Raw genomic sequence first — 20,972 nt, 5'->3', positions numbered from 1 at the left:
GCCTTCGAAGAATCGTTGCGACGCGCTTCGGATTATCTCCGCGGCGTTGCCCGAGGGTGACCGGATTCTTCGAAAAAAATCAGTTCCGGACGCGGTCGCGCACGCGGTAGCCGCCGGCCGCGTCGCGCTCGAACATCTCGGCGATGCCGGCATGGCGCAAGGTCTCGCCGGACGTGTCGGGCAGGAGGTTCTGCTCGGACACGTAGGCGACGTACTCGGTCTCGGCGTTCTCGGCGAGCAGGTGGTAGAACGGCTGGTCCTTGCGCGGCCGGACCTCCTCGGGGATCGCCAGCCACCATTCCTCGGTGTTGTCGAAGACCGGGTCGACGTCGAACACGATGCCCCGGAACGGGTAGATCCGATGGCGCACCACCGCGCCGATCGCGAATTTTGCGGTTCTGGTTGTTACGTCCGTCATGACTCTATCCGTTCAGAGCGGACAGATAGGACCGATGTCGGAGCGTGTCACCGGGCCGGTGTCATGTCCCTGTCGCCAACGTGCGATTCGGCAGATTCCGGAGCCGGGATGCCGAGCTCGGCCGCGATCGCCCGGGCGGTGGCCGTGCGCCGGGCGGTGATCCCGGCCGCCGCCTCTCGGACCTGCGCCACGATCGCCGGCGGGGCGCTCAATGGCGTGCCGCTGTCGAAGGGCGGCTCGGGGGCGTATTGCATGCCGAGCTGGATCGCCCGGGCGGCATCGTCGCCGCGCAGCTCGGCCGCGAGCCGCAGCGCGCCGTCGATGCCCGCGGTGACGCCGGCCGCGAACAGCCAGGTGCGGCCATCGGAATCGTGATCGATCACCACCCGCGCGTCGACCGGCTCCGCCCCGAACCAGGGCAGCAGGTCGACCACGTTCCAGTAGGTCGTGGCCCGCCGCCCGATCAGCAGCCCGGCCGCCCCGAGCAGCAGCGCGCCGGTGCAGACCGAGAAGACGTGCGAGGCGCCCGCCGCCTGCTGCCGGATCCAGCCGAGCACCGCCGCGTCGCGCATCAGCGCCTCCTGGCCCTGGCCGCCGGGGATGTGCAGCACGTCGAGGCGCGGCGCCTCCGTGAGGGCGGCGTCGGGGGTGATCCGCAGCCCGCGCAGGTCGCGCACCGGCGCCGCATTCGGCCCGTAGATCCGGTAGGTGGAATTGGGGATCCGCGACAGCACCTCGAACGGGCCGGTGAGGTCGATCTGGTCGAGCCCCTCGAACAGGAGCGAGCCGATCTGCAGATGGGTCTCGGGGGGAATCATGCGGGGCCTCCGTGCTGGACAGGGAGACCTTACCGCGGCACGCTCTGGCCGAGATGCCAAAGACCCCTCGTTTCTCGCCAGACGCGTCCCGCCCGGTGGAGCTGCTGGCCTTCCCGGCGGTGCAGCTCCTCGACGTGGCCGGGCCGCTCCAGGTCTTCGCCACGGCGAACGACCTAAGCGGCGGGCTCGCGCCCTACGCGCCGCGGGTGATCGCGGCCGGCGACCGGACGCTCACCGCCTCGGCCGGCCTGCGCCTGGTCGCAGACCCGTTGCCGGATCGCGACGCACCGGTGGACACCCTGATCGTCGCGGGCGGCCCCGGGGTCACGGCGGCCGCTGCCGACCCGGCGCTGGTGGCCTGGGCGCGGGACCGGGCCGGGCAGGCGCGCCGGGTCGCCTCGGTCTGCACCGGGGCCTTTCTGCTCGGGGCTGCCGGGCTCCTCGACGGGCGGCGGGCCGTGACCCACTGGAAGCATTGCGGCGCGCTCGCCCGGCGCTACCCGCTGGCCCGTGTCGAGCCCGACCCGATCTTCGTGCAGGACGGCCCGGTCTGGACCTCCGCGGGCGTCACCGCGGGGATCGACCTGGCGCTGGCCCTGGTCGAGGCCGATCTCGGCCGGGATCTCGCCCTGGCTGTGGCGCGCCACCTCGTGATGTTCCTGAAGCGCCCGGGCGGGCAGGCGCAGTTCAGCGCGGCTTTGGCCCTGCAGGCCGGGGAGGACCGCTTCGGGGCGCTCCACGCCTTCATCGCCGACAACCTGGCGGGGGACCTGTCGCTCCCGGTCCTGGCGGAGGCCGCCGGCATGAGCGAACGCAGCCTCAGCCGGCACTACCGGGAGGCGACCGGCCTCACCCCGGCCAAGGCCGTGGAGCGCCTGCGGATCGAGGCGGCGCGGCGGGCGCTCGCCGAGACCGCGCTGCCGGTGAAGCGCATCGCCCGGACCTGCGGCTTCGGCTCCGAGGAGACCCTGCGGCGCAGCTTTTTGCGGCACGTGGCGGCGACGCCGCAGGATTATCGGGCGCGGTTCGGGGGGTGAGGGGTCACACCGGATCGCCGGGTGGGAGGGCAGCCCAGATGGTCTCGCGCACGCCGTCGAGATCCTGGTGGATGTCGGCATTCAGGATGCGCAGCAGGACGAAGCCAGAAGCCTCAATGATCGCGGTGCGTGCCGCGTCGGAATGGATTTCCCAATCGGTCGAATGCGTTGCGCCATCGACTTCCACCACGAGCCTCGCCTCGACACAGGCGAAATCGACGATGAAGCGGTCGATCGGATACTGACGGCGGAACTTCCAGCCGTTGAGCGCGCGGTTCCGCAGAACGCGCCAGAGCTTGGCCTCGGCGGTGGTCTGGTTCCGGCGGAGATGTCGGGCACGTGGGATCGACTTGCTCACCGGGTCGTCTCAACGGCACGGCACCGAATCGACCGGATGATACCGGTTCAGAACGAAGCGCGGGTCCCCTCTCCCGTGCGGGAGAGGGACAGGGTGAGGGATGCGACCTATCCGGAAAGTCCGGGTCCCTCACCCCAACCCTCTCCCGCACGGGAGAGGGGGCGCGTTGCGGTCGTTAAAGGCGATTGCGCCTCAAACCCCTATCGGGGCAGTAGATTCCGGAGAGAGCCCATCGCGGCCCGCCTCCTTAGAAACAGGCGCGCATCACCCGCCGCGCGCTACCCCAGCTGATACACCGCCGCCAGCTCCGGATCCTTCGCGGCGACCAGCTTGGCCAGATCCACGATGACCTTGGCCTGCTTCCAGGTGGCGTCGTCCTGCATCTTGCCGTCGAGCATCACGGCGCCGGTGCCGTCGGGCATCGCCGCGACGATGCGGGCCGCGAAGGCCACCTCGGCGGGGTCGGGGGCGAAGACGCGCTTGGCGATCGCCACCTGGCTCGGATGCAGCGTCCAGGCGCCGGCGCAGCCCATCAGGAAGGCGTTGCGGAACTGCGCCTCGCAGGCGTCGCCGTCGGAAAAATCGCCGAATGGGCCGTAGAACGCCTTGAGGCCGTTGGCCATGCAGGCATCCACCATCTTGGCGATGGTGTAGTGCCAGAGGTCCTGCTGGGCGGTGGCCCGGGGCGCGTCGCCCGCGGGATCGCTGAGCACCCGGTAATCCGGGTGGCCGCCGCCGACCCGGGTGGTCTTCATGCCGCGCGACGCCGCGAGATCCGCCGGCCCGAGGCTCATGCCGTGCATCCGCGGCGAGGCCGACGCGATGGCGTCGACATTGGCCACGCCCTCGGCGGTCTCCAGGATTGCGTGGATCAGGATCGGCTTGGTCACCCCGTGCCGGGCCTCGAGCTGGGCGAGGAGCTGGTCGACGTAGTGGATGTCCCAGGGCCCCTCGACCTTGGGCACCATCACGACGTCGAGCTTGTCCCCGACCTCGGCCACGATGGTGAACAGGTCGTCCAAGATCCAGGGCGAGTTGAGGGCGTTGATCCGGGTCCAGAGGCCGGTGCCGGTGGCGGCGAAATCGGTGGCCTGGGCCATGGCGACGAAGCCCTTGCGGGCCGCCTCCTTCTGGTCGGCCGGGACCGCGTCCTCCAGGTTGCCCAGCACCACGTCGACGGTGCCGGCGAGCTCGGGCACCCGGGCGCGGACCTTGTCGTTGTGGGGCGGGACGAAGTGGATCATCCGCTCCAGCCGCACCGGCAGCTCGCGGAACGGGGCCGGCGCGCCGGTGGCCAGCGGCTGGAAGAAGCGGCGGGGCAGTTTCATGATGGGCCTCTTGTACGGGGCTTGGCGGCCTCGATCATGGTCCCGGATACAGGATCCGGGACCATGATCGAGCCGCTTATTGGCATCATCTTTGGTCCGAAAGCCGGAAACCACCTTTCGGGATGATGCACGAGCCCCGTTAAGGCAGGCTTGGGCGGGCGCGTAAAGGCGCGGGCCGCCGGAGTGCCCTCCGACCTTTGGGGCATTTTGCCCCGGCCCGGAAGCGCCGGACGCCCGCTCTCAGAGCCTGTTCGACTGCGCGCTGTCAGGGGGACGCCATCCTGGGAAACATGGGTTTCCAAAGGGCCGGCAGCCCAGCCCTTTCAAGGTGTTTGCGGCAGCGGACTGTCCCGCTTGCCCTACGACGCTTGGTTCTCGCAGAGCCTGGTCTGGAAACAACCCTGTCATCCCGGGGCCGCGAAGCGGAGCCCGGGATCCAGAAACACCGTGGGGCCATGGACTTGCGCCGTCGGCGGCTCTGGATCCCGGGCTCGCCTGCGGCGCCCCGGGATGACAGGGTGGAGGATGATGCCTCCGTGAAAATCCGGGTTTTGTGGAACAGGAGTATCTCCGCTTAAGCGATACCGCTTTCACCTCCGTGCCGTCCCTGCCACGCTTCCCTTGGCGGGGATCGCGGGCGGGCCATCAGACCTGCGCTGCGATCCGAACCGATTGATCCCGTTGGGACAATCCAGGACCATGGCCCAATCCGAACACCTTGAAAGGGCTGCCGGCGGCCACCTTTCGGGACGATGTCCTACCCGGCCCGGAACAGCGCCACGATCTCGGGCGCGGCGAGCCACGCATCCACCCGCTGGCAGGCGAGATCGCCCGCCGGCATCGCGTCGTAGATCGCGAAGCTTGCCGCGATGAAGCCCGGCAGATCGTAGAGCGTCGGGAAGTCCTCGCCTCGAGGCTTCATCTTGAACAGGTACGAGCCGGTCAGCCCGAAATGCTCGGCGATCGGCGGGTAGAGCGGCCAGACCACGTCCTGGGCCAGCTCGTCGCCGAGGTAATCCTCGATCTCCACGGGCTCGGGCCTGAGCCCGCTCTCCGCCAGCAGCCGCCGGGCGATGTCGCCGATGACGAACGCCTTGGGGTGGTTCATCACGTGCATGAAGGCGCCCCGGCGGGCCCAGCGGGTCACCTCCCGATCGAGGCCGAAGCCCAGCGCCGCGGCGGACCCGACCAGCTCGTGCACGGCCGGATCCCAATGGTCGAGATAGCCGAGCCGCCGGAACACGTCCTCGCGGAACAGGGCGGCGGTGCGGCCGGCATCGAGGCCGAGCCGGTGGGCGCAGAGCGCGATCGCCGAGTGGTACTGCCCCATCGGCGAGGGCGCGAGCTTGAGCGCGGCGAGGTCCGAGGCCTGGCCGACATAGACCATGTCCGGGTGGAAGGCCGAGAACACGATCGACGGGAACAGCTTGAGCCGCGGATCGGCCGCCCGCACGGTCGCGATGTCGCCCCCCGGGATCAGGCCGCCCGGGAAGGCCTGCGAGAAGACGTGGTCGTGGGAGCGGAGCGTCCGGATCAGGCCGTCGACATGGCCGTGGTCGCGCTTGAGCGAGCCCATGGGCAGGTAGCGCACGGGGCTCTTCGGCGCGAGCAGGCGCATCGCCTGGGCGATGCCGCGCGCCTGGCAATTGCCCAGCACCGCGATGGCCGGCCCGTCGCGCGTGGTGGCGGCGCGGGCGCGGTTTCGCCATGGTGTCGCCCAGGTGGGCGCCCAACTGGGGGTCGACAGGGACAACGCGCTGCGGGCGCGCCGGGGCAGATCGTTCAGGGCCACGTCGCGTGCCGGTGTCAGCGGACGGCTCAGCATCCCCGAGGGCGCGCGCCGTCGTGAAGATCTTGCCGTCGTGAAGAAGAGGGTTCGAAGATGGCGTTGAATCCGTATACGGGTCTACCGGCCGAGCGATTCTGGCGCAAGGTCGTGACCAACGTGCCGCCCTTCGCGGTCAATCCGCACCCGAAGGACACGTTCGCGATCGGGCCGACCGACAAGGTCGCCACCGGCGGCTCCTGCTTCGCGCAGCGGGTGGCCGAGGCGGTGCGCGGCGCCGGCTTCAACTATTACCTGACCGAGCCGCCGCCCCCCGGCATGAGCGCCGAGGAGGCCAATGCCCGCCAGTTCGGCACCTTCTCGGCCCGGTACGGCAACCTCTATTACACGCGCCAGTTCGTGCAGCTGTTCGACCGGGCCTACGGCCAATTCGAGCCGGAGCTGAAGGCGTGGCTGCGCGACGACGGCCGCTATGTCGACCCATTCCGCCCCACCGTCGAGCCGGCGGGCTTTGCCAGCGAGGCCGAGGTGATCGCGGCCCGGGACGCGCATCTGGCCGAGGTGCGCCGCCTGTTCGAGACCCTCGACGTGTTCGTGCTGACGTTGGGCCTCACCGAGGGCTGGCGCTGGCGGGCCGACGGCGCCGCGCTGCCGCTCGCCCCCGGGGTCGCGGGCGGCACCTTCGATCCCGCGCTCTACGAGTGCGTCAATGCCGGCGCGGGCGAGGTGCTCGGCGACCTCAACGGCTTCCTGGACCGGCTCTGGAGCGTCAATCCCAAGGCCCGGGTGATCTTCACGGTCTCGCCCGTGCCGATGATCGCCACCTACATGGACCGGCACGTGATGGAGTCGAACAGCTACTCCAAGTCGGTGCTGCGTGTGGCCGCCGGCGAGGTGGTCGGCCGGGGCGATCCGCGGGCGGTGTACTTCCCCGCCTACGACATCGTCACGAGCAACGTGAATGCCGGGCGCTACTACAACGAGGATCAGCGCACCATCAACGACGCGGGGGTGCGCCACGTCATGCGGCTGTTCCTCTCGACCTTCGCCCGCGACCGCGCCGCCGCGGCCCCGACCCACGCCCCCGTGGACCTCGCGGCCGAGTTCGAGGGCAATGCCGGCGTGATCTGCGACGAGGAGGAGATCGAGCGCAGCGTGGCGTGAGAGCGGGGCCGATCGGCTAACGTGGGCCGAGGCACGTCCGTCCCATTCTCGACCTCATCCTGAGGAGCTTGCGTGGAGCGCAAGCCTCGAAGGAGCCTTCCAGGGATCGCACTGGCTTCTGGAGGGCTCCTTCGAGGCCCGCTGGCGCGGGCACCTCAGGATGAGGGGGGAGGGTTGGATACGCGGCGATTTCCGAGGTCGTTCATCCGAACTGACGATGTCAACAATCGGTCAAACTGTCCGTGCGCGCCTTCATCGCGGCGAGCGTATCCCGCGGCGAGGCGTTTCGCTACGGGCATGGTGGCCCTGCGGTGCCGGGTTCGGGTTTGCCACCGGCCAAGCATTTCGGGCAGTGTCGGCGCTCCCCGAAGCGTAACCGTGCCGGAGTCGATCCCCGTGAGCCTGCCCCCGCCCCGCAAGCCCGACCACGACATCGATCCGATCTTCGTGGCGCGGCACTCGCCCCGCGCTTTCACGGGCGAGGCGCTGCCCGAATCCGAGCTGCTGCGGATGATCGAGGCCGCGCGCTGGTCGCCCTCCGCGTACAATTCGCAGCCCTGGCGCTTCCTCTACGCGCTCCGGGGCGACGCGAACTGGGACACGTTCTTCGGCCTGCTCGTACCCGGCAACCAGAAATGGGTCTCGGGCACCGGCGCGATCCTGTTCCTGGTCTCGAACGGCCTCATGAAGGTCGGCGACGAGTTAAAGCCGTCCTACAGCCATTCCTTCGATACCGGGACCGCCTCGCTGGCCTTCCAGCTCCAGGCGTTCCGCCAGGGCTGGCACGCCCACGGCATGACCGGGTTCGACCATGTCCGCGCCCCCGAGGTGCTGCGTTTGCCGGAAAATCACCGGATCGAGGCCGCCTTCGCGGTCGGCCGCAAGGTCCCGGATGCGGAGCTCACCGAGGAGCAGCGGCCGCGCGAGGCCCCGAACGGCCGCCGGCCGATCACCGACTTCGTCATCGCCGGCGCGTTCCCGCCTTCCGACGCCTGAGGCGATCCGGAACTGGGGGGGCGACCAGGACTTGGTCGATATTGCCATGCCGTGGCGGTCCTGACGCAGGTCGCCCGCCCCGCGCCGATCGGAGCTCGCCCATGGATCCGAAGTCCTCGGACCCGAAACCCTCGGTCCCGCCCGGTGGAGCGGCCGCCCCCGATCCGTTCCTGGACGCGGGCGGGTTCGACCACGCCTCGGGCCTGCGTAGCGTCGCCGAGCGCCACGGGGTCAGCCTCGATGCGGTGCGCCACCTCGTCCAGGCGCTGGAGCGCGGGCACGGCACGATGGCGCAGTTCGACCATCCCGATCTCGGCGGGATGGGCCAGTGGTTTTCCGGCGGCATGGTGATGGTCGGCCGGATGTTCGACGACGGCCTGAAGGCGCGGGTCGATGCCCTGTGCACCGAACTCGCCGCGGCCCTGCCGGCGGGTGGGTTCTCGGAGACCGGCCCCGCATCGCGGCGGGGCGGCGGCGAGTGGTGGCCCGCCGGCCTCGGGGCTCCGGCGAGCACCGGCTCGCAGAACGGCATGCGCTACGCCTATTTCCCGGACACGCGGCGGCTCGCCATCGACTCGGGCTCCGGCATCGCGCTCTACGATACCGGCGAACACCATATCTCCGGGGTGTCGCAGGCGAACGGCAGCCTTGACTTCACCGGCCCGCGGGGCGTCGTGGCCCTCGACCGCCTGCGCCGGATCGAGGCGGAGACGGCCGCCCCCCGGCAGGTCGATCCGACAGGTTCACCGGCCTCTCCCCCGCAGCCGGTCGCCCCCCCGTCGGAGGCGTCACCGTCCGGCGACGTGCTGGCGACGATCGAGCGGCTGGCGGAGCTGCACGCCCGGGGCGTGCTCACCGAGCGGGAGTTTTCGGACAAGAAGGCGGAGCTGCTGGCGCGGTTGTAAGTCTTCAGGCTGCAAGCCTAGCGGCCATCGAGCCTCCCATCCAAACCCCTCACCCTGAGGTGCCGAAGCGAAGCGGAGGCCTCGAAGGAGCCCTCCAGAAGTCGTTGCGATCCCTGGAGGGCTCCTTCGAGGCTGCTGCGCAGCACCCCAGGATGAGGGGGTGGATGGGACGATCCTCGCTCGCGATCAGTGAGGCATCGACCGCTCAGGCGATGCCGGCGCGCAGCAGGTCGTGGACGTGGACGATGCCCACCGGCCGGCCGTCGGTCACCGCGAAGACCGCGGTGATCAGCCGGCGGTTCATCAGCTCCAGGGCGGCCTGGGCGAGCTTGTGCGGTTCCACGGTGATCGGCTCGCGGGTCATGATCGCCGAGACCGGGGTGTCGAGGATCTCGGGGCCCATGTGGCGGCGCAGGTCGCCATCCGTGACGATGCCGACCAGGCGGCCGGCGGCATCGGTGACGCCGACGCAGCCGTAGCGGCGCGCCGCGATCTCGATCAGCACCTCGGACATCAGGGCGGTGTCGGAGACCAGCGGCATGTCCTGGGGGCCGTGCATTACCTGCTGCACGGTCTTGAGCCGGGCCGCGAGCGTCCCGCCCGGATGGAGGGTGTGGAACCGCGCCGAGGTGAAGCCGCGCCGCTCCAGCAGCGCCACCGCCAGGGCGTCGCCCAGCGCCAGCTGGATCAGGCTGGAGGAGGTCGGGGCGAGGTCGTGCGGGCAGGCCTCGCGCACCCGCGGCAGCTCCAGCAGCACGTCGGCGGCCTTGCCGAGCGTGCTGGCGCCGTTGCGGGTGATGGCGACCAGGGGAATCGAGAAGCGGCGGCTGAACCCGACGAGGTCGGACAGCTCCGCGGTCTCGCCCGACCAGGACAGGGCGATGATCACGTCGTCGCGGGCGATCATGCCGAGATCGCCGTGGCTCGCCTCGGTGGGGTGGACGAAGAAGGCGTGGGTGCCCGTGGAGGCCAGGGTCGCGGCGATCTTGCGGCCGATATGGCCGCTCTTGCCGATGCCGCTGACGATCACCCGGCCCTTGCTCTGCAGGATGGTCTGCACCGCCTCCTCGAAGGCCACGCCGAGCCGGCCCTGGAACGCCGCGCTGGTCTCCTGCAGGGCGGCGATGCCGAGCTGCAGGCTGCGGATCCCGACATCGCGGGTGCTGGCGAGGTTCGCGGCCGCGGAATCGTAGAGATCGTCGCGCAGGGCGCTGGAGGCGGGAGCGTTCATCGGTTCCGTTCTGGACCCGTCGGGCGGATCCGGCGCCCAATGGGCGATGCGAAGCGAGCGGCGCGACGCTAGGGAGCCGTCATGGTTGAAATGTGACGCCGGGACGACATGCCGCCCCTCTCTGTCCGCCGGGCGGTTGAAGGCCCGCTCCGGCGGGTCCATGCTCCCCATACGCCAGCTAAAAAAGGGCCCGAGCCCCATGACCATCCGCTTCCCCGAGCCCGACCCCAACATTCTCGCCCGGCGGGAGGCGATCCTGGCGGGCCTCGCGCCCCTGGTCGCCCCGGAGGCGCTGGTGACCAGCGAGGACGAGCGCCGGGCCTTCGAGACCGACGGGCTGACCGCCTACCGGCAGATGCCGCTGGCCGTGGTCCTGCCCTCGACCACCCAGGAGGTCGCGGCCGTGATGGCCTATTGCCACGCGCAAGGTGTGCGGGTGGTGCCCCGGGGCGCCGGCACCTCGCTCGCCGGCGGGGCGATCGCTCAAGGGGATGCGATCATCCTGGGCGTCGGCAAGATGACCCAGGTGCTCGACCTCGATTTCGAGAACCGCACCGCCCGGGTCCAGAGCGGGCTCACCAATCTGGCGATCTCGGGCGCCGTGGCCCATGAGGGCTTCTTCTACGCCCCGGACCCGTCGAGCCAGCTCGCCTGCACCATCGCGGGCAACATCGCGATGAATTCCGGCGGCGCGCATTGCCTGAAATACGGCGTGACCACCAACAACCTGCTGGGCGTCACCCTGGTGCTCAACGACGGCACCGTGGTGGAGGTCGGCGGCCAGCACCTCGACAGCCCCGGCTACGATCTCCTGGGCCTCATCTGCGGATCGGAAGGCCAGCTCGGCATCGTCACCGAGGCGACGGTGCGGATCCTGCGGGCGGCCGAGGGCGCCCGGCCGGTGCTGGTCGGGTTCTCGAAGGTCGAGGATGCGGGCGATTGCGTCGCCGCGATCATCGCGGCCGGTATCATCCCGGTGGCGATCGAGTACATGGACCGCGAGGCGATCCTGATCACCGAGGATTTCGCGAAAGCCGGCTACCCGCGCGACGCCGAGGCGATGCTGATCATCGAGGTCGAGGGCTCGGATGCCGAGTGCGACGCGATGCTGGCCCGCATCGAGGCGATCGCCCAGGATTTTCGGCCGACCAGCCTGCGGGTCTCCCGCTCGGAGGCCGAATCCGCCGCGATCTGGAAGGGCCGCAAGTCGGCCTTCGGGGCCACGGGCCGCATCTCCGACTACATCTGCATGGACGGCACCATTCCGACCGGCCAGCTCGGGCCGGTGCTGGAGCGGATCGGGGCGATCTGCGCCGGCCACGGGCTGCGGGTGGCCAACGTGTTCCATGCCGGCGACGGCAACCTGCACCCGCTGATCCTGTTCGACATCAACAAGCCGGGCGAGCTGCAGAAGGCCGAGGCGGCCGGCGACGAGATCCTCAAGCTCTGCGTCGAGGTCGGCGGGTGCCTGACCGGCGAGCACGGCGTCGGCATCGAGAAGCGCGAGCTGATGCGCTTCCAGTACACCCAGGCCGACCTGGAGCAGCAGATGCGGGTGAAGGCGGTGTTCGACCCCGACTGGATGCTCAACCCCGCCAAGGTTTTCCCCCTGGAAGGACGACTCGAAGCGAAGGCGGCCTAAGTCCCGGGATTCCAAAGGGCTCAGCCCTTTGGCGGGTTGCCAGGGCGGAGCCCTGACGAAGCTCCGGCTCTCGGTCAGGCCGCCACGCCGTCGCGGGCCTGATCGGCCTCGGGCTTGCGCAGGCTGTCGGCGGTCCGGGCCAGGATCGCGGCGAGGTCGGCCGCCGGGGCGGGCCGGCCGAACAGGGTGCCCTGCAGCTCGTGGCAGCCTTCCTCGCGCAGGATCCGGGCCTGCTCGGGGGTCTCGACCCCCTCGGCGAGGACATCGATCTTCAGGGCGCGCCCGAGCCAGACCATGGCCCGCAGGATCTCGACGCTGCCGCCGTCGCGGGCGAGGCTGCGCACGAAGCCCGGGTCGATCTTGAGCCGGTCGAACGGGAACCGGTGCAGGGTGCCGAGGCTCGAATACCCGGTGCCGAACGCATCCATGGCGATCCGCACGCCCGCGGTGCGGAGCGCCCGCAGGAGCGACAGGTTCGCGGCATTGTCCTGCAACAGGACCGATTCGGTGATCTCGAGTTCCAGGCGCTCCGGGCTCAGGCCGCTCGCGGCGAGCGCGGTCCGCACATCCGCCTCGAGCCCGTCGGCGGCAAAGGACTGGGGCGACAGGTTGACCGAGACCCGGACCGGGTCCGGCCAGGATGCGGCCGCCCGGCAGGCGGCGGCGAGGATCCAGGCGCCCAGCGGCTTGGTCAGCCCGACCTCCTCGGCCAGCGGGATGAACTCCGCCGGGCCGACCTCGCCGTGCTCCGGGTGGTGCCAGCGCGGCAGGGCCTCGAAACCGTGCAGGGCCTGGCTGTGCGCCCCGACGATCGGCTGGAAATGCAGGGCGAACTCGCCCTCGGCCAGGGCCCGGCGCAGGTCGGTTCCGAGCTGGCGGCGCCGCTGGATCTCGACATCCATGGCCGGGTCGAAGAAGCGCCAGGTGCCACGCCCGGCGGCCTTGGCCTGGTACAGGGCGATGTCGGCCTGCCGCAGGAGCGTGGCGGCAGTGCCGGACGCGTCGTCGGCACTCGCGATGCCGATGCTGGTGCCGATCGCGAGGCTGTGGCCGTTCACGGTCACCGGCGCTTCGAGCGCCGCGACCAGGCAGCGGGCCAGGCGCGCCGCGTCCGTCGGCAGGGCGGCCGCGCCGAGGACGATGGCGAACTCGTCGCCGCCGAGCCGGGCTACGAGGTCGTCGCCCGCCACCGTGGCGGCGAACCGGGCCGCCACCGCGCAGAGCAGCGCGTCGCCGACCGGATGCCCGTAGGTGTCGTTGACGGTCTTGAAGCCGTCGAGGTCGAGGCACAGCACGGTCGCCGGCGCGCGCGCATCGCAGCGGGCGAGCGCCGCATCCATGCGCTCCTTCAGGACCAGGCGGTTCGGCAGGCCGGTGAGCGCGTCGTGCCGGGCCATGTGGGCGACCCGGGCCTCGCTCCGGCGGCGCTCGGTGACGTCCTCGTGGGTGCAGAGCCAGCCGCCGCCGGGGATCGGGGCGTGGACCACATCGACCGCCCGCCCGTCGGCGAAGTCGCAGGTCAGCGAGACCGGATGGCCCTGCGCGGCGGTGCGCTCGCAGGCCGCCACCAGGGCCGCCGCGGCTGCCGCGCCGAGACCGCGCTCCCGCGCACCCAGATGGTCGAGGAGGGCGGCCAGCGCGGTCCCGGGCCGCCGCAGGGCATCGGGGACCGCGTACATCCGCGCGTAGCGCGCGTTCATGACGATGAGGGTGCTGTCCCGGTCGAACAGGCACAGGCCCTGGACCATGTTGTCGAGGGCGATGCCGAACCGGGCATCCTGCAGGCGCAAGGCTCGCTCGCCGCGCTCGCGCGCCTCGGCCGCGGCCCGGGCGGCCTCGGACTGAGCGAGCCGTTCCTGTGCACGGGCCTGCCGCCGACCGAGCAGGACCAGCCCGAGCAGACCGAGATCCAGCAGGATCGCCGCCGCGCCCACGATGGCCGCCTGCTGGCGCGCCGCCGCCAGGCAGGCCTCCGCGGTGCGGCTGACGCTGAGGACCAGCGGGTAGTTCTCGAGGGCGCGGGCGGCGATCAGCCGATCCTGGCCGTCGATCGGGCTGACGGTGCGCGTGGCGCCGCCCTGCGCGGTCCGCGCGGTGATCAGGGATGCGCCGGCCCGGGGGAAGATCCGGCCGATCGTCCCTTCGCGCTGCGGGTGCCGGACCAGCAGCATGCCGTCGTTGCGGAACAGCGATACGACGGCGTCGTCCGCCGGCGCGGTCTGGTCGTACAGGCCCTGGAAATAGCCGAGTTCCACCGCGCCCAGGATCAGGCCGAGGAACGTGCCGTCCGGGGCCGCGACCTTCCGGGCGATGTAGATCGTCCAGGCGCCGTCGCCCCGGTTCGCCACCGGCCGGCCCACGTAGCGCTGCAGGTTCGGGTCGGTGGAGAGCGCCTTGAAGTAGTCCCGGTCGGCGATGTTGACGGTCGGGATCGGCCAGTAGCGGCTGAAATTGAGCAGCCGTCCGGTCCGGTCGATCAGCGTGATGGCGTTCGCCTGCGGCAGCGCCGCGATCCAGGTCTGCAGGGCCGCGTGCATGGCCGGCCGGGAGGCTGCTTCGGTATAATGCTCGGGCGTGGCGATGCCCGCCGTGCGGAACTCGGCCAGCACGGCGTCCTGGACCAGCTCGATCGCCTGCAGGGCCCGGTCGGCCTGGTCGGACAGGATCGTGGCGAGGCCGCCGAGGCTGCGCTCGTTGTCCTCGACCGCCCGCGTCTCCAGGTGGACGATGAACAGGGCGGCCGAGCCCGTGATGACCAGCGCGAGCCCGAGCGCCGCCCAGGCGCGCAGGTCGAAGGCGCGCCGCCAGCTGCACCGGGTCGCCCATGCGACGAACGGGATATTAGACTTCGAACCCACCAGGACACGCTCTAATAACGCTCTATAATAGCGCTATAGTGGCCCCGTTAACGAGTTATTGTGTCGATCGCGAAGATTGGCGGGCGCTTCTACAATCGCGTCGGGTGTGTGCTTCGCGCCGATAAAAATGGCGATCCAGCAGGAGGGCTAAGAGAGCACGCGCACCTCCCTCCGCACCTGACGGCGCAGAGGAAGGTGCGGCAGAAGCCTCAGGCGGCTTCGACGGCCTTACGGCTGGAGCGGGTCTTGGCAGCCGGGGCGGACTCGGTCTTGCGGCGACCGCGAGCGGGCGCGGGTGTCGGCTCAGCATCGGTCTCGGCGTCCGACTCCTTGTCGGCCTGCTGGGACCGGCCGGGCTGGCCGAGGCCGAGGCTCTTGGCCAGGGCCGAGCGCTGCGCCGAATAGTTCGCCGAGGTCGTCGGGTAATCGGCCGGCAGGCCGTAGCGCTCGCGGTAGGCCTGCGGGTCGAGGCCGTGCTTGGTCAAGTGACGCTTCAGCGTCTTGTACGACTTGCCATCGATGAAGCTGATCAGACCATCGGGCCGGATCGACTTGCGGATCTGGGCCGGGGTCGGCCGATCGACAGTGTCTTCAGCCGCAGTGGAAGGTCCGGAGGCGATCGCATTGAGCGCCTCGTGGATGCTCGCGATGAGCGACGGCAATTCGGTGGGGGGCAGGGAGTTGTTGGCGACATAGGCCGCGACGACGTCCACGGTCCGTTCGATATAGTGCACTTGGGATGCCGGCGCTTCTTCGGACATTCTCACTTTCCCTGGGTTTGACGCTCGTTGAGGTAGCCTCTGACTGCGAGTTAAGACAGCCACCGAAAAAAGCAAGGTGACCCATACAATTCCGTGTGATCGATTGAAAGTTCAGGTCTGCATCGACCGGCCACGGTTACAGGTTGAAGTTGCATTGGCCGGATTTTCACCACACTTGCGCAGCCCTTTATCCTGGCAGATGCGACGAATGCTGGCGCGAGCCCGAAACAGGGTTTTCGTTGGCGGGAGAGACCGTTACGGCCTAGATGAGCGATCGCCGCGGGCGGTCTTGGCGAGTCTTTCCCGGCCGTCGACCTGTCTTGCCGCGAAGACACAAAATATTTTTGCAGACACGCGGATCGGCTGTGGGTTCCGGCCCCGCACCGACGGCCGATTCGGCCTCAGGCGAAGGATTTGCGGGGGTCGAAGGCGTCGCGCACTGCTTCGCCGGCAAAGACCAGCAAGCTCAGCATCACGGCGATGACCAGGAATCCGGTGAGCCCGAGCCACGGCGCCGTCAGGTTATCCTTGCCCTGGGCCAGCAGCTCCCCGAGCGAGGGGGAGCCCGGCGGCAGGCCGAAGCCCAGGAAGTCCAGGGAGGTCAGGGTGGTGATCGAACCGTTGAGGATGAACGGCAGGAAGGTCAGCGTCGCCACCATGGCGTTCGGCAGAAGATGAACCGTCATGATGCGCAGGTTCGAGAGGCCGAGGGCGCGCGCGGCCCGGACGTATTCGAAGTTGCGCGCCCGCAAAAACTCGGCGCGCACGACGCTGACCAAGGCCACCCACGAGAACAGCAGCATGATCCCGAGCAGCACGAAGAAGCCGGGCGCGATGAAGGCCGAGATGATGATGATCAGGTAGAGGGTCGGGATGCCGCCCCAGACCTCGATGAACCGCTGGAAGGCGAGATCGACCCAGCCGCCGAAATAGCCCTGCACGGCGCCGGCCACGACCCCGATCGCCGAGGAGACAGCGGCCAGGATCAGCCCGAACAGCACCGAGATCCGGAAGCCGTAGATCACCCGCGCCAGCACGTCCCGGGTGGTGTTGTCGGTGCCGAGCCAGTGCCAGGGGATGTCGGCACAGGTCGCCCCGCCGAGTTTTTCGGCCACCGGCTTGCACTGGGCGTCCGAGAGCATCCAGGTCGGCGGCGACGGCGAGGGGGTGGGCAGGTCCTCGTTGATCGTGTCGTACGAGAACCGGATCGGCGGCCAGAGCGCCCATCCGTGCTCGGCGATCTCCTTGCGGATCTCGGGGGAGCGGAAATCCGTCACCGCCAGGAAGCCGCCGAACTTCTCCTCCGGGTAGTCGACCAGCACCGGGACCAGCCACTCGCCCTTGTAGGAGAGGACAATCGGGCGGTCGTTGGCGATGAACTCGGCGAACAGGCTTAGGACGAACAGCGCGGCGAAGATCAGGAACGACCCGTAGCCGAGGCGGTTGCGGCGGAAATTGTCGAGCCGGCGCCGGGCGAGCGGCGACAGCCAGCCGCGGCCATCCGAGACCGGGGCCGGCGCCGGAACGGCCTCATCGGGCCGCAGGACGATCGGCTGGGCGCCCGGCATCGGCGCCGGGACGACCTCGCTTTCGCCGGGGCGCGCGATCTCGTTCATGGCCGCCGCCCCTGCAGAACTGGAAGATTCTTGCTATGACAGAGCAGGTTACCGGATCCAGGCGATACCGGATGACGCGCGGGTCCCCTCTCCCGCTCGGGAGAGGGGGCGCGTCGCGTCCGGCATACGGCTATGTGGGAATACCGAAGTTCGCGGTGCGCGAAAGCGACGTTCACAGGTGTGAAAGCAGCCTCGTCCGATCGCGATTGTCGAAAAAGAATCAGGCGTCGAGGCGGATCGCGGTACCTTCGATCTCGTTCGGGCGGACGCCGCCGGTGCGCTCCATCCAGCGGCGCAGCAGGCGGACGTTGCGGCGGTTGGCCTTGAAGGCGGCGTCGAACAGGTCGCCCGCCAGGGGCACCACGCCGAGCAGACCGTCGAAGGCGACGTTCAGCCCCATCCGGGCCACCAGCCACCGCGGCGCGCCGAGGCGCTTGGCCTCGTAGACGATGAAGGACGAGATCACCATGCCGGCCACATCGCCGATCACCGGCACGAGGCCGATCAGCGCGTCGAACCCGACCCGCCGGTTGATCCCCGGGATCACGAAGGCCGTGTCCATGAAATGGGCCAGCGTCTCCAGCCGGGCGAGGCTCGCCTCCCGGTCGAGATCCGTCGACAGGAACGGAGGCAACCGCGTCGATGCGCTGCCGGCAAAGGTTTTGGCGCCGGCGAAGGGTCCGGCCCCGGGAGCCTGTCGGGAAGCCTGGGTGAATTCCATCGCGGGGATCCGTCGGAGAGCCATCACATTCAACGACGTGGCCCCCCGGCCGGATCCCCGCAAGGCGGGGGCCTGCGACCATCATGCCGCACCCCCGGCGAGGCCCCGCATCCGCTCCAGGGCCGCGTCCAGGGTGGCGTCGGCCTTGGCGAAGCACAGGCGCACGAGGCTGCGCACGGAGCCATCCGGATAGAACGCGCTCACCGGGATCGCGGCGACCCCGTGGCGGGCGACCAAAGCCTCGCAGAAGGCCACGTCGTCGCCATAGCCGAGATCCGCAATGTCGATGTTGAGGAACCACGTGGCCTGCGCCGGCAGCACCCGGAAGCCGAGGTCGCGCAGGCCTGAGGCCAGCCGATCCCGGGAGGCCGCGTAGCCCGCCCGCATGGATTCGAACCAAAAGTCCGGCTTGGCGAGGCCGTAGGCCACCGCATCCTGGAGGTTCGGGGGCGTGGTGAAGGTCAGGAACTGGTGCGCCTTGGCGAGCACCCGCATCAGCCGGGCATCGGCCATCACGAAGCCGACCTTCCAGCCGGTGAGCGAGAAGATCTTGCCCGCCGAGCCGATCTTCACCGTCCGCTCGCGCATCCCGGGCAGCGCCATCAGCGGCTGGTGGCGGGCGCCGTCGAAGACCACGTGCTCCCAGACCTCGTCGCAGATCGCGGTGACGTCGAACCGCGTGCAGTACCGGGCGAGCAACGCCAGGTCGTCCGGCGCGAACAGGGTCGCGCTCGGGTTGAGCGGGTTGTTCAGCACCAAAACCTTGGTGCGCGGGCCGAACGCGGCCGCGAGCGCCGCCTCGTCGAGCCGGAAGGCCGGCGGCTGCAGGGCGACGATCCGCGGCACGCCGCCGGCACGCTGCACCAGCGGCAGGTAGGCGTCGTACATGGGCGCGAACAGCACGACCTCGTCGCCGGGCTCGATCAGGGCCAGCAGGGCGCCGGCCAGGGCCTCGGTGGCCCCGGAGGTCACCATCACCTCGGTCTCGGGGTCGAGGGCGAGGCCCTGGTGCCGGGCGTAATGCGCGGCCACGGCCTCGCGCAGGGCCGGCAGCCCCATCATCGGCGGGTACTGGTTCCAGCCGTCGAGGAGCGCCCGGGCGCCACGCTCACGCACATCGGCCGGGCCGGGATCGTCGGGAAAACCCTGCCCGAGATTGACCGCGTCGTGGGCGCGGGCGAGTCGCGACATGGTCTCGAACACCGTGGTCGGCAGGGTGGCGAAGACCGGGTTCATGCGAGGTCGGGCGCGGCGGACGATCGGAGCATGGCCGGGATGTAGCATGGGGTCGGCGGCGTGCGGAATGTGCGCGGCCGCACAGACCCGGCGCTCCCGCGCCGGCCGCCCTTGTGACGAATGTTGACTTTCATCAGTCGTATCGTAGGTTCGTTTCACGGCCGGAGCGGCGCTCTCGCCGGCGGGGCTTTGCCCCCTCGCCCCGTCATCAGAGACGCCGCTTCGGTCTTCGTCATCAGGGCCATCGATCTCCGGATCGGTGGCCCTTTTCGTCATGTCGAGGCCCGATCGGTCTGGTAGCGTATCCGGTGCCACCGGATGCCCCATGCGGACGACACGCTGCCTTCTCCTCGCCCTGCTGATCGCCGGAACCGGCCTCGCCCTCCGGCTGGCGCTGCCGGTCGCGCCCGTGGACGCGCCGTTCCGCGCGGTGCTGAAGGCCTATGCGACACCGGATCCGTCCGCCGCGGAGCCCAGCAACACGGCTGAAACCTCGTCGCCCTAGTGACGGCGCATTGGCCGGGCATCCAACGCCTGCCCGGCGATGGAATATGCCGCAGCGGCCCGACGCCGTCCGGCCCGTATAGCCGCTTAGGCCGAGATGCGACCGTCCGAGCCGCGAAGCATCGGGCGGCCGGGACATGCGCCATGGGGGCGTGCACAGCGAGGGATAGGGTACCGCCGGTCGCGCAGGCGTCCGGCATGTGCTCTAGTCAGGCATGAACGAGAGTTCACCGATCCGCACCGATACGGCGCGCGCCTACCAGCCCGGCGAGGCGCCGGCGCGCGAGGTTCGCACGCGGCGCTTCCGGCCGATCCGCTGGCTGGTGATCCTGGCCCTGCTGGCGGGGGCCGGGGCGATCGGCCATCGCTGGTACGAGGCCCGCACCGACAAGGGCGCCGAGCCGACCGCGGCCCACAAGGGCGGCGGTCGCGGCGGGCGGCACGGCGGCGGGGACATGGCGCAGGCGGTGGGCATCGCCAGCGTGACGACCGGCGACATGCCGGTGGTGCTGCAAGGCCTCGGCACCGTGACGCCGCTCGCCACCGTGACGGTGAAGTCGCAGATCAGCGGCTACCTGATGGCGGTGAAGTTCCGCGAGGGCCAGGCGGTCAAGGCCGGCGACGAGCTCGCCCAGATCGATTCCCGGCCCTACGAGGCTTTGCTCGCCCAGTACCAGGGCCAGCTCGCCCGCGATCAGGCGCTGCTGCAGAACTCGAAGCTCGACTTCCAGCGCTATCAGACCCTGAACCGGCAGGATTCGATCTCCAAGCAGAACGTCGACACGCAAGCCGCCCTGGTGAAGCAGAACGAGGGCACGGTGGCGGCCGATCAGGCGCTGGTCGACCAGCAGAAGCTCAACATCGCCTACACGCACGTCACGTCGCCGGTGGACGGGCGGGTCGGCCTGCGGCAGGTCGACCAGGGCAACTACATCTCGGCCGCCTCCACGGCGATCGTGGTGGTGACCCAGCTCCACCCGATCTCAGTGATCTTCACCCTGCCGGAGGACGACGTCGCCCGGGTGATGCGCCAGGTCCGGGCCGGCGCCAAGCTCGCCGTGCGCGCCTACGACCGCGGCGACGCCCACCAGATCGCGGTCGGCACCCTCGACACGGTCGACAACCAGATCGACACGACCACCGGGACGGTGAAGCTGCGCGCCCTGTTCGACAACGCCGACGAGGAGCTGTTCCCGAACCAGTTCGTCAACGCCAAGCTCACCGTCGACACGGTGCGGGCGGCGACGCTGGTGCCGAATTCCGGCCTGCTGCAGGGCACGCCCGGCACCTACGTCTACCTGATGGACGGGGACAGCAAGGTCACGGTCCGGCCGATCAAGACCGGGGAGACCGACGGGACCAACACCGTCGTGGTCTCCGGCCTGAACCCGGGCGACCGGATCGTCACCGACGGCACCGACCGGCTCAAGGACGGCGCCGAGGTGCGGATCACCGACGGCGCGCAGGCGGCGGGCGCGACCGGAGCGGTCACGGGGGCGGGCGACAAGCCGGGTGCGAAGCCGGCGACTGATACGTCGCCTCCAACAGCGCCGGAGGGCGGCCGCCGGCACGGGCGCCGGTCGGCGCAGTGAG

The 20,972-nt window shown here is 70.1% G+C and carries 18 protein-coding genes; 7 read left to right on the top strand and 11 right to left on the bottom strand.

Going from position 1 to position 20,972, the window contains the following annotated elements; all coding sequences use genetic code 11:
* Positions 1–79: 79 nt before the first annotated feature.
* A complete protein-coding gene (hspQ, locus tag MKL20_RS02065) occupies positions 80–418 on the bottom strand; it encodes a heat shock protein HspQ (RefSeq protein WP_244035276.1) in 339 nt (112 codons plus the stop codon).
* A gap of 47 nt (positions 419–465) precedes the next feature.
* A complete protein-coding gene (locus MKL20_RS02060; protein ID WP_244035275.1) occupies positions 466–1,236 on the bottom strand; it encodes a DJ-1/PfpI family protein in 771 nt (256 codons plus the stop codon).
* Positions 1,237–1,289: 53 nt separating this feature from the next.
* On the opposite strand from MKL20_RS02060, the gene MKL20_RS02055 reads away from it, so the two are divergent.
* Positions 1,290–2,273, top strand: coding sequence for a GlxA family transcriptional regulator (locus MKL20_RS02055; protein WP_244035274.1), 984 nt, complete (start codon positions 1,290–1,292; stop codon positions 2,271–2,273).
* A gap of 4 nt (positions 2,274–2,277) precedes the next feature.
* Here the strand turns inward: MKL20_RS02055 and MKL20_RS02050 are convergent, their stop codons facing one another.
* The 3 genes from MKL20_RS02050 to MKL20_RS02040 all read right to left on the bottom strand — a co-directional run bounded on the left by MKL20_RS02050 (position 2,278) and on the right by MKL20_RS02040 (position 5,784).
* Complete coding sequence (locus MKL20_RS02050; RefSeq protein ID WP_244035273.1) at positions 2,278–2,631, bottom strand: endonuclease domain-containing protein; 354 nt, start codon at positions 2,629–2,631, stop codon at positions 2,278–2,280.
* 278 nt (positions 2,632–2,909) lie between these two features.
* The gene (locus MKL20_RS02045) at positions 2,910–3,959 is read right to left on the bottom strand and encodes an HpcH/HpaI aldolase/citrate lyase family protein (protein WP_244035272.1); all 1,050 of its coding nucleotides are present in this window, start codon (positions 3,957–3,959) and stop codon (positions 2,910–2,912) included.
* 757 nt (positions 3,960–4,716) lie between these two features.
* On the bottom strand, positions 4,717–5,784 hold the full coding sequence (locus MKL20_RS02040; protein WP_244035271.1) for a WcbI family polysaccharide biosynthesis putative acetyltransferase: 1,068 nt from the start codon (positions 5,782–5,784) through the stop codon (positions 4,717–4,719).
* A 57-nt stretch (positions 5,785–5,841) separates the two neighbouring features.
* On the opposite strand from MKL20_RS02040, the gene MKL20_RS02035 reads away from it, so the two are divergent.
* From MKL20_RS02035 to MKL20_RS02025, 3 genes are all read left to right on the top strand, one after another.
* Complete coding sequence (locus MKL20_RS02035; protein WP_244035270.1) at positions 5,842–6,909, top strand: GSCFA domain-containing protein; 1,068 nt, start codon at positions 5,842–5,844, stop codon at positions 6,907–6,909.
* Positions 6,910–7,305: 396 nt separating this feature from the next.
* The gene (locus MKL20_RS02030; RefSeq protein ID WP_244035269.1) at positions 7,306–7,905 is read left to right on the top strand and encodes a nitroreductase family protein; all 600 of its coding nucleotides are present in this window, start codon (positions 7,306–7,308) and stop codon (positions 7,903–7,905) included.
* Between the two features lie 101 nt (positions 7,906–8,006).
* Positions 8,007–8,810, top strand: coding sequence for an SHOCT domain-containing protein (locus MKL20_RS02025; RefSeq protein WP_244035268.1), 804 nt, complete (start codon positions 8,007–8,009; stop codon positions 8,808–8,810).
* 205 nt (positions 8,811–9,015) lie between these two features.
* On the opposite strand, the gene MKL20_RS02020 is transcribed toward MKL20_RS02025, so the two are convergent.
* Positions 9,016–10,041, bottom strand: coding sequence for an SIS domain-containing protein (locus MKL20_RS02020; protein ID WP_243969319.1), 1,026 nt, complete (start codon positions 10,039–10,041; stop codon positions 9,016–9,018).
* A 199-nt stretch (positions 10,042–10,240) separates the two neighbouring features.
* Between MKL20_RS02020 and MKL20_RS02015 the strand changes: the two genes are divergently transcribed.
* The gene (locus tag MKL20_RS02015) at positions 10,241–11,683 is read left to right on the top strand and encodes an FAD-linked oxidase C-terminal domain-containing protein (RefSeq protein ID WP_244035267.1); all 1,443 of its coding nucleotides are present in this window, start codon (positions 10,241–10,243) and stop codon (positions 11,681–11,683) included.
* A gap of 74 nt (positions 11,684–11,757) precedes the next feature.
* Here MKL20_RS02015 and MKL20_RS02010 read toward each other — a convergent pair whose 3' ends face one another.
* The 5 genes from MKL20_RS02010 to MKL20_RS01990 all read right to left on the bottom strand — a co-directional run bounded on the left by MKL20_RS02010 (position 11,758) and on the right by MKL20_RS01990 (position 18,875).
* On the bottom strand, positions 11,758–14,541 hold the full coding sequence (locus MKL20_RS02010; protein WP_244035266.1) for an EAL domain-containing protein: 2,784 nt from the start codon (positions 14,539–14,541) through the stop codon (positions 11,758–11,760).
* Positions 14,542–14,750: 209 nt separating this feature from the next.
* Positions 14,751–15,302, bottom strand: a complete 552-nt coding sequence (locus MKL20_RS02005; protein WP_244035265.1) for a MucR family transcriptional regulator — start codon at positions 15,300–15,302, stop codon at positions 14,751–14,753.
* Between the two features lie 401 nt (positions 15,303–15,703).
* Entirely contained in the window at positions 15,704–16,918 is a 1,215-nt protein-coding gene (locus tag MKL20_RS02000; RefSeq protein WP_243969311.1) for an ABC transporter permease, read from the bottom strand.
* A gap of 220 nt (positions 16,919–17,138) precedes the next feature.
* Entirely contained in the window at positions 17,139–17,639 is a 501-nt protein-coding gene (locus tag MKL20_RS01995; RefSeq protein ID WP_243969309.1) for a DUF4112 domain-containing protein, read from the bottom strand.
* 81 nt (positions 17,640–17,720) lie between these two features.
* The gene (locus tag MKL20_RS01990) at positions 17,721–18,875 is read right to left on the bottom strand and encodes an aminotransferase (protein ID WP_244035264.1); all 1,155 of its coding nucleotides are present in this window, start codon (positions 18,873–18,875) and stop codon (positions 17,721–17,723) included.
* 325 nt (positions 18,876–19,200) lie between these two features.
* On the opposite strand from MKL20_RS01990, the gene MKL20_RS01985 reads away from it, so the two are divergent.
* Together MKL20_RS01985 and MKL20_RS01980 are read left to right on the top strand one after the other, a co-directional pair.
* Positions 19,201–19,380, top strand: coding sequence for a hypothetical protein (locus MKL20_RS01985; protein WP_244035263.1), 180 nt, complete (start codon positions 19,201–19,203; stop codon positions 19,378–19,380).
* A gap of 214 nt (positions 19,381–19,594) precedes the next feature.
* The gene (locus MKL20_RS01980) at positions 19,595–20,971 is read left to right on the top strand and encodes an MdtA/MuxA family multidrug efflux RND transporter periplasmic adaptor subunit (RefSeq protein ID WP_244035262.1); all 1,377 of its coding nucleotides are present in this window, start codon (positions 19,595–19,597) and stop codon (positions 20,969–20,971) included.
* The last annotated feature ends 1 nt before the right edge of the window (position 20,972 follow it).

This window comes from Methylobacterium sp. E-066 (assembly GCF_022829635.1).
Taxonomy (GTDB): Bacteria; Pseudomonadota; Alphaproteobacteria; order Rhizobiales; family Beijerinckiaceae; genus Methylobacterium.
This window is presented reverse-complemented; position numbering and strand designations above follow the sequence as displayed.

Bases quoted from the DNA above. Each gene is read 5' to 3' on its own strand.
- MKL20_RS02040 (WP_244035271.1), bottom strand. From the start codon at position 5,784: ATGCTGAGCCGTCCGCTGACACCGGCACGCGACGTGGCCCTGAACGAT.
- hspQ (WP_244035276.1), bottom strand. From the start codon at position 418: ATGACGGACGTAACAACCAGAACCGCAAAATTCGCGATCGGCGCGGTG.
- MKL20_RS02005 (WP_244035265.1), bottom strand. From the start codon at position 15,302: ATGTCCGAAGAAGCGCCGGCATCCCAAGTGCACTATATCGAACGGACC.
- MKL20_RS01995 (WP_243969309.1), bottom strand. From the start codon at position 17,639: ATGGAATTCACCCAGGCTTCCCGACAGGCTCCCGGGGCCGGACCCTTC.
- MKL20_RS02045 (WP_244035272.1), bottom strand. From the start codon at position 3,959: ATGAAACTGCCCCGCCGCTTCTTCCAGCCGCTGGCCACCGGCGCGCCG.
- MKL20_RS02020 (WP_243969319.1), bottom strand. From the start codon at position 10,041: ATGAACGCTCCCGCCTCCAGCGCCCTGCGCGACGATCTCTACGATTCC.
- MKL20_RS02060 (WP_244035275.1), bottom strand. From the start codon at position 1,236: ATGATTCCCCCCGAGACCCATCTGCAGATCGGCTCGCTCCTGTTCGAG.
- MKL20_RS02025 (WP_244035268.1), top strand. From the start codon at position 8,007: ATGGATCCGAAGTCCTCGGACCCGAAACCCTCGGTCCCGCCCGGTGGA.
- MKL20_RS01985 (WP_244035263.1), top strand. From the start codon at position 19,201: ATGCGGACGACACGCTGCCTTCTCCTCGCCCTGCTGATCGCCGGAACC.
- MKL20_RS02015 (WP_244035267.1), top strand. From the start codon at position 10,241: ATGACCATCCGCTTCCCCGAGCCCGACCCCAACATTCTCGCCCGGCGG.
- MKL20_RS02055 (WP_244035274.1), top strand. From the start codon at position 1,290: ATGCCAAAGACCCCTCGTTTCTCGCCAGACGCGTCCCGCCCGGTGGAG.
- MKL20_RS01990 (WP_244035264.1), bottom strand. From the start codon at position 18,875: ATGAACCCGGTCTTCGCCACCCTGCCGACCACGGTGTTCGAGACCATG.
- MKL20_RS02000 (WP_243969311.1), bottom strand. From the start codon at position 16,918: ATGAACGAGATCGCGCGCCCCGGCGAAAGCGAGGTCGTCCCGGCGCCG.
- MKL20_RS01980 (WP_244035262.1), top strand. From the start codon at position 19,595: ATGAACGAGAGTTCACCGATCCGCACCGATACGGCGCGCGCCTACCAG.
- MKL20_RS02035 (WP_244035270.1), top strand. From the start codon at position 5,842: ATGGCGTTGAATCCGTATACGGGTCTACCGGCCGAGCGATTCTGGCGC.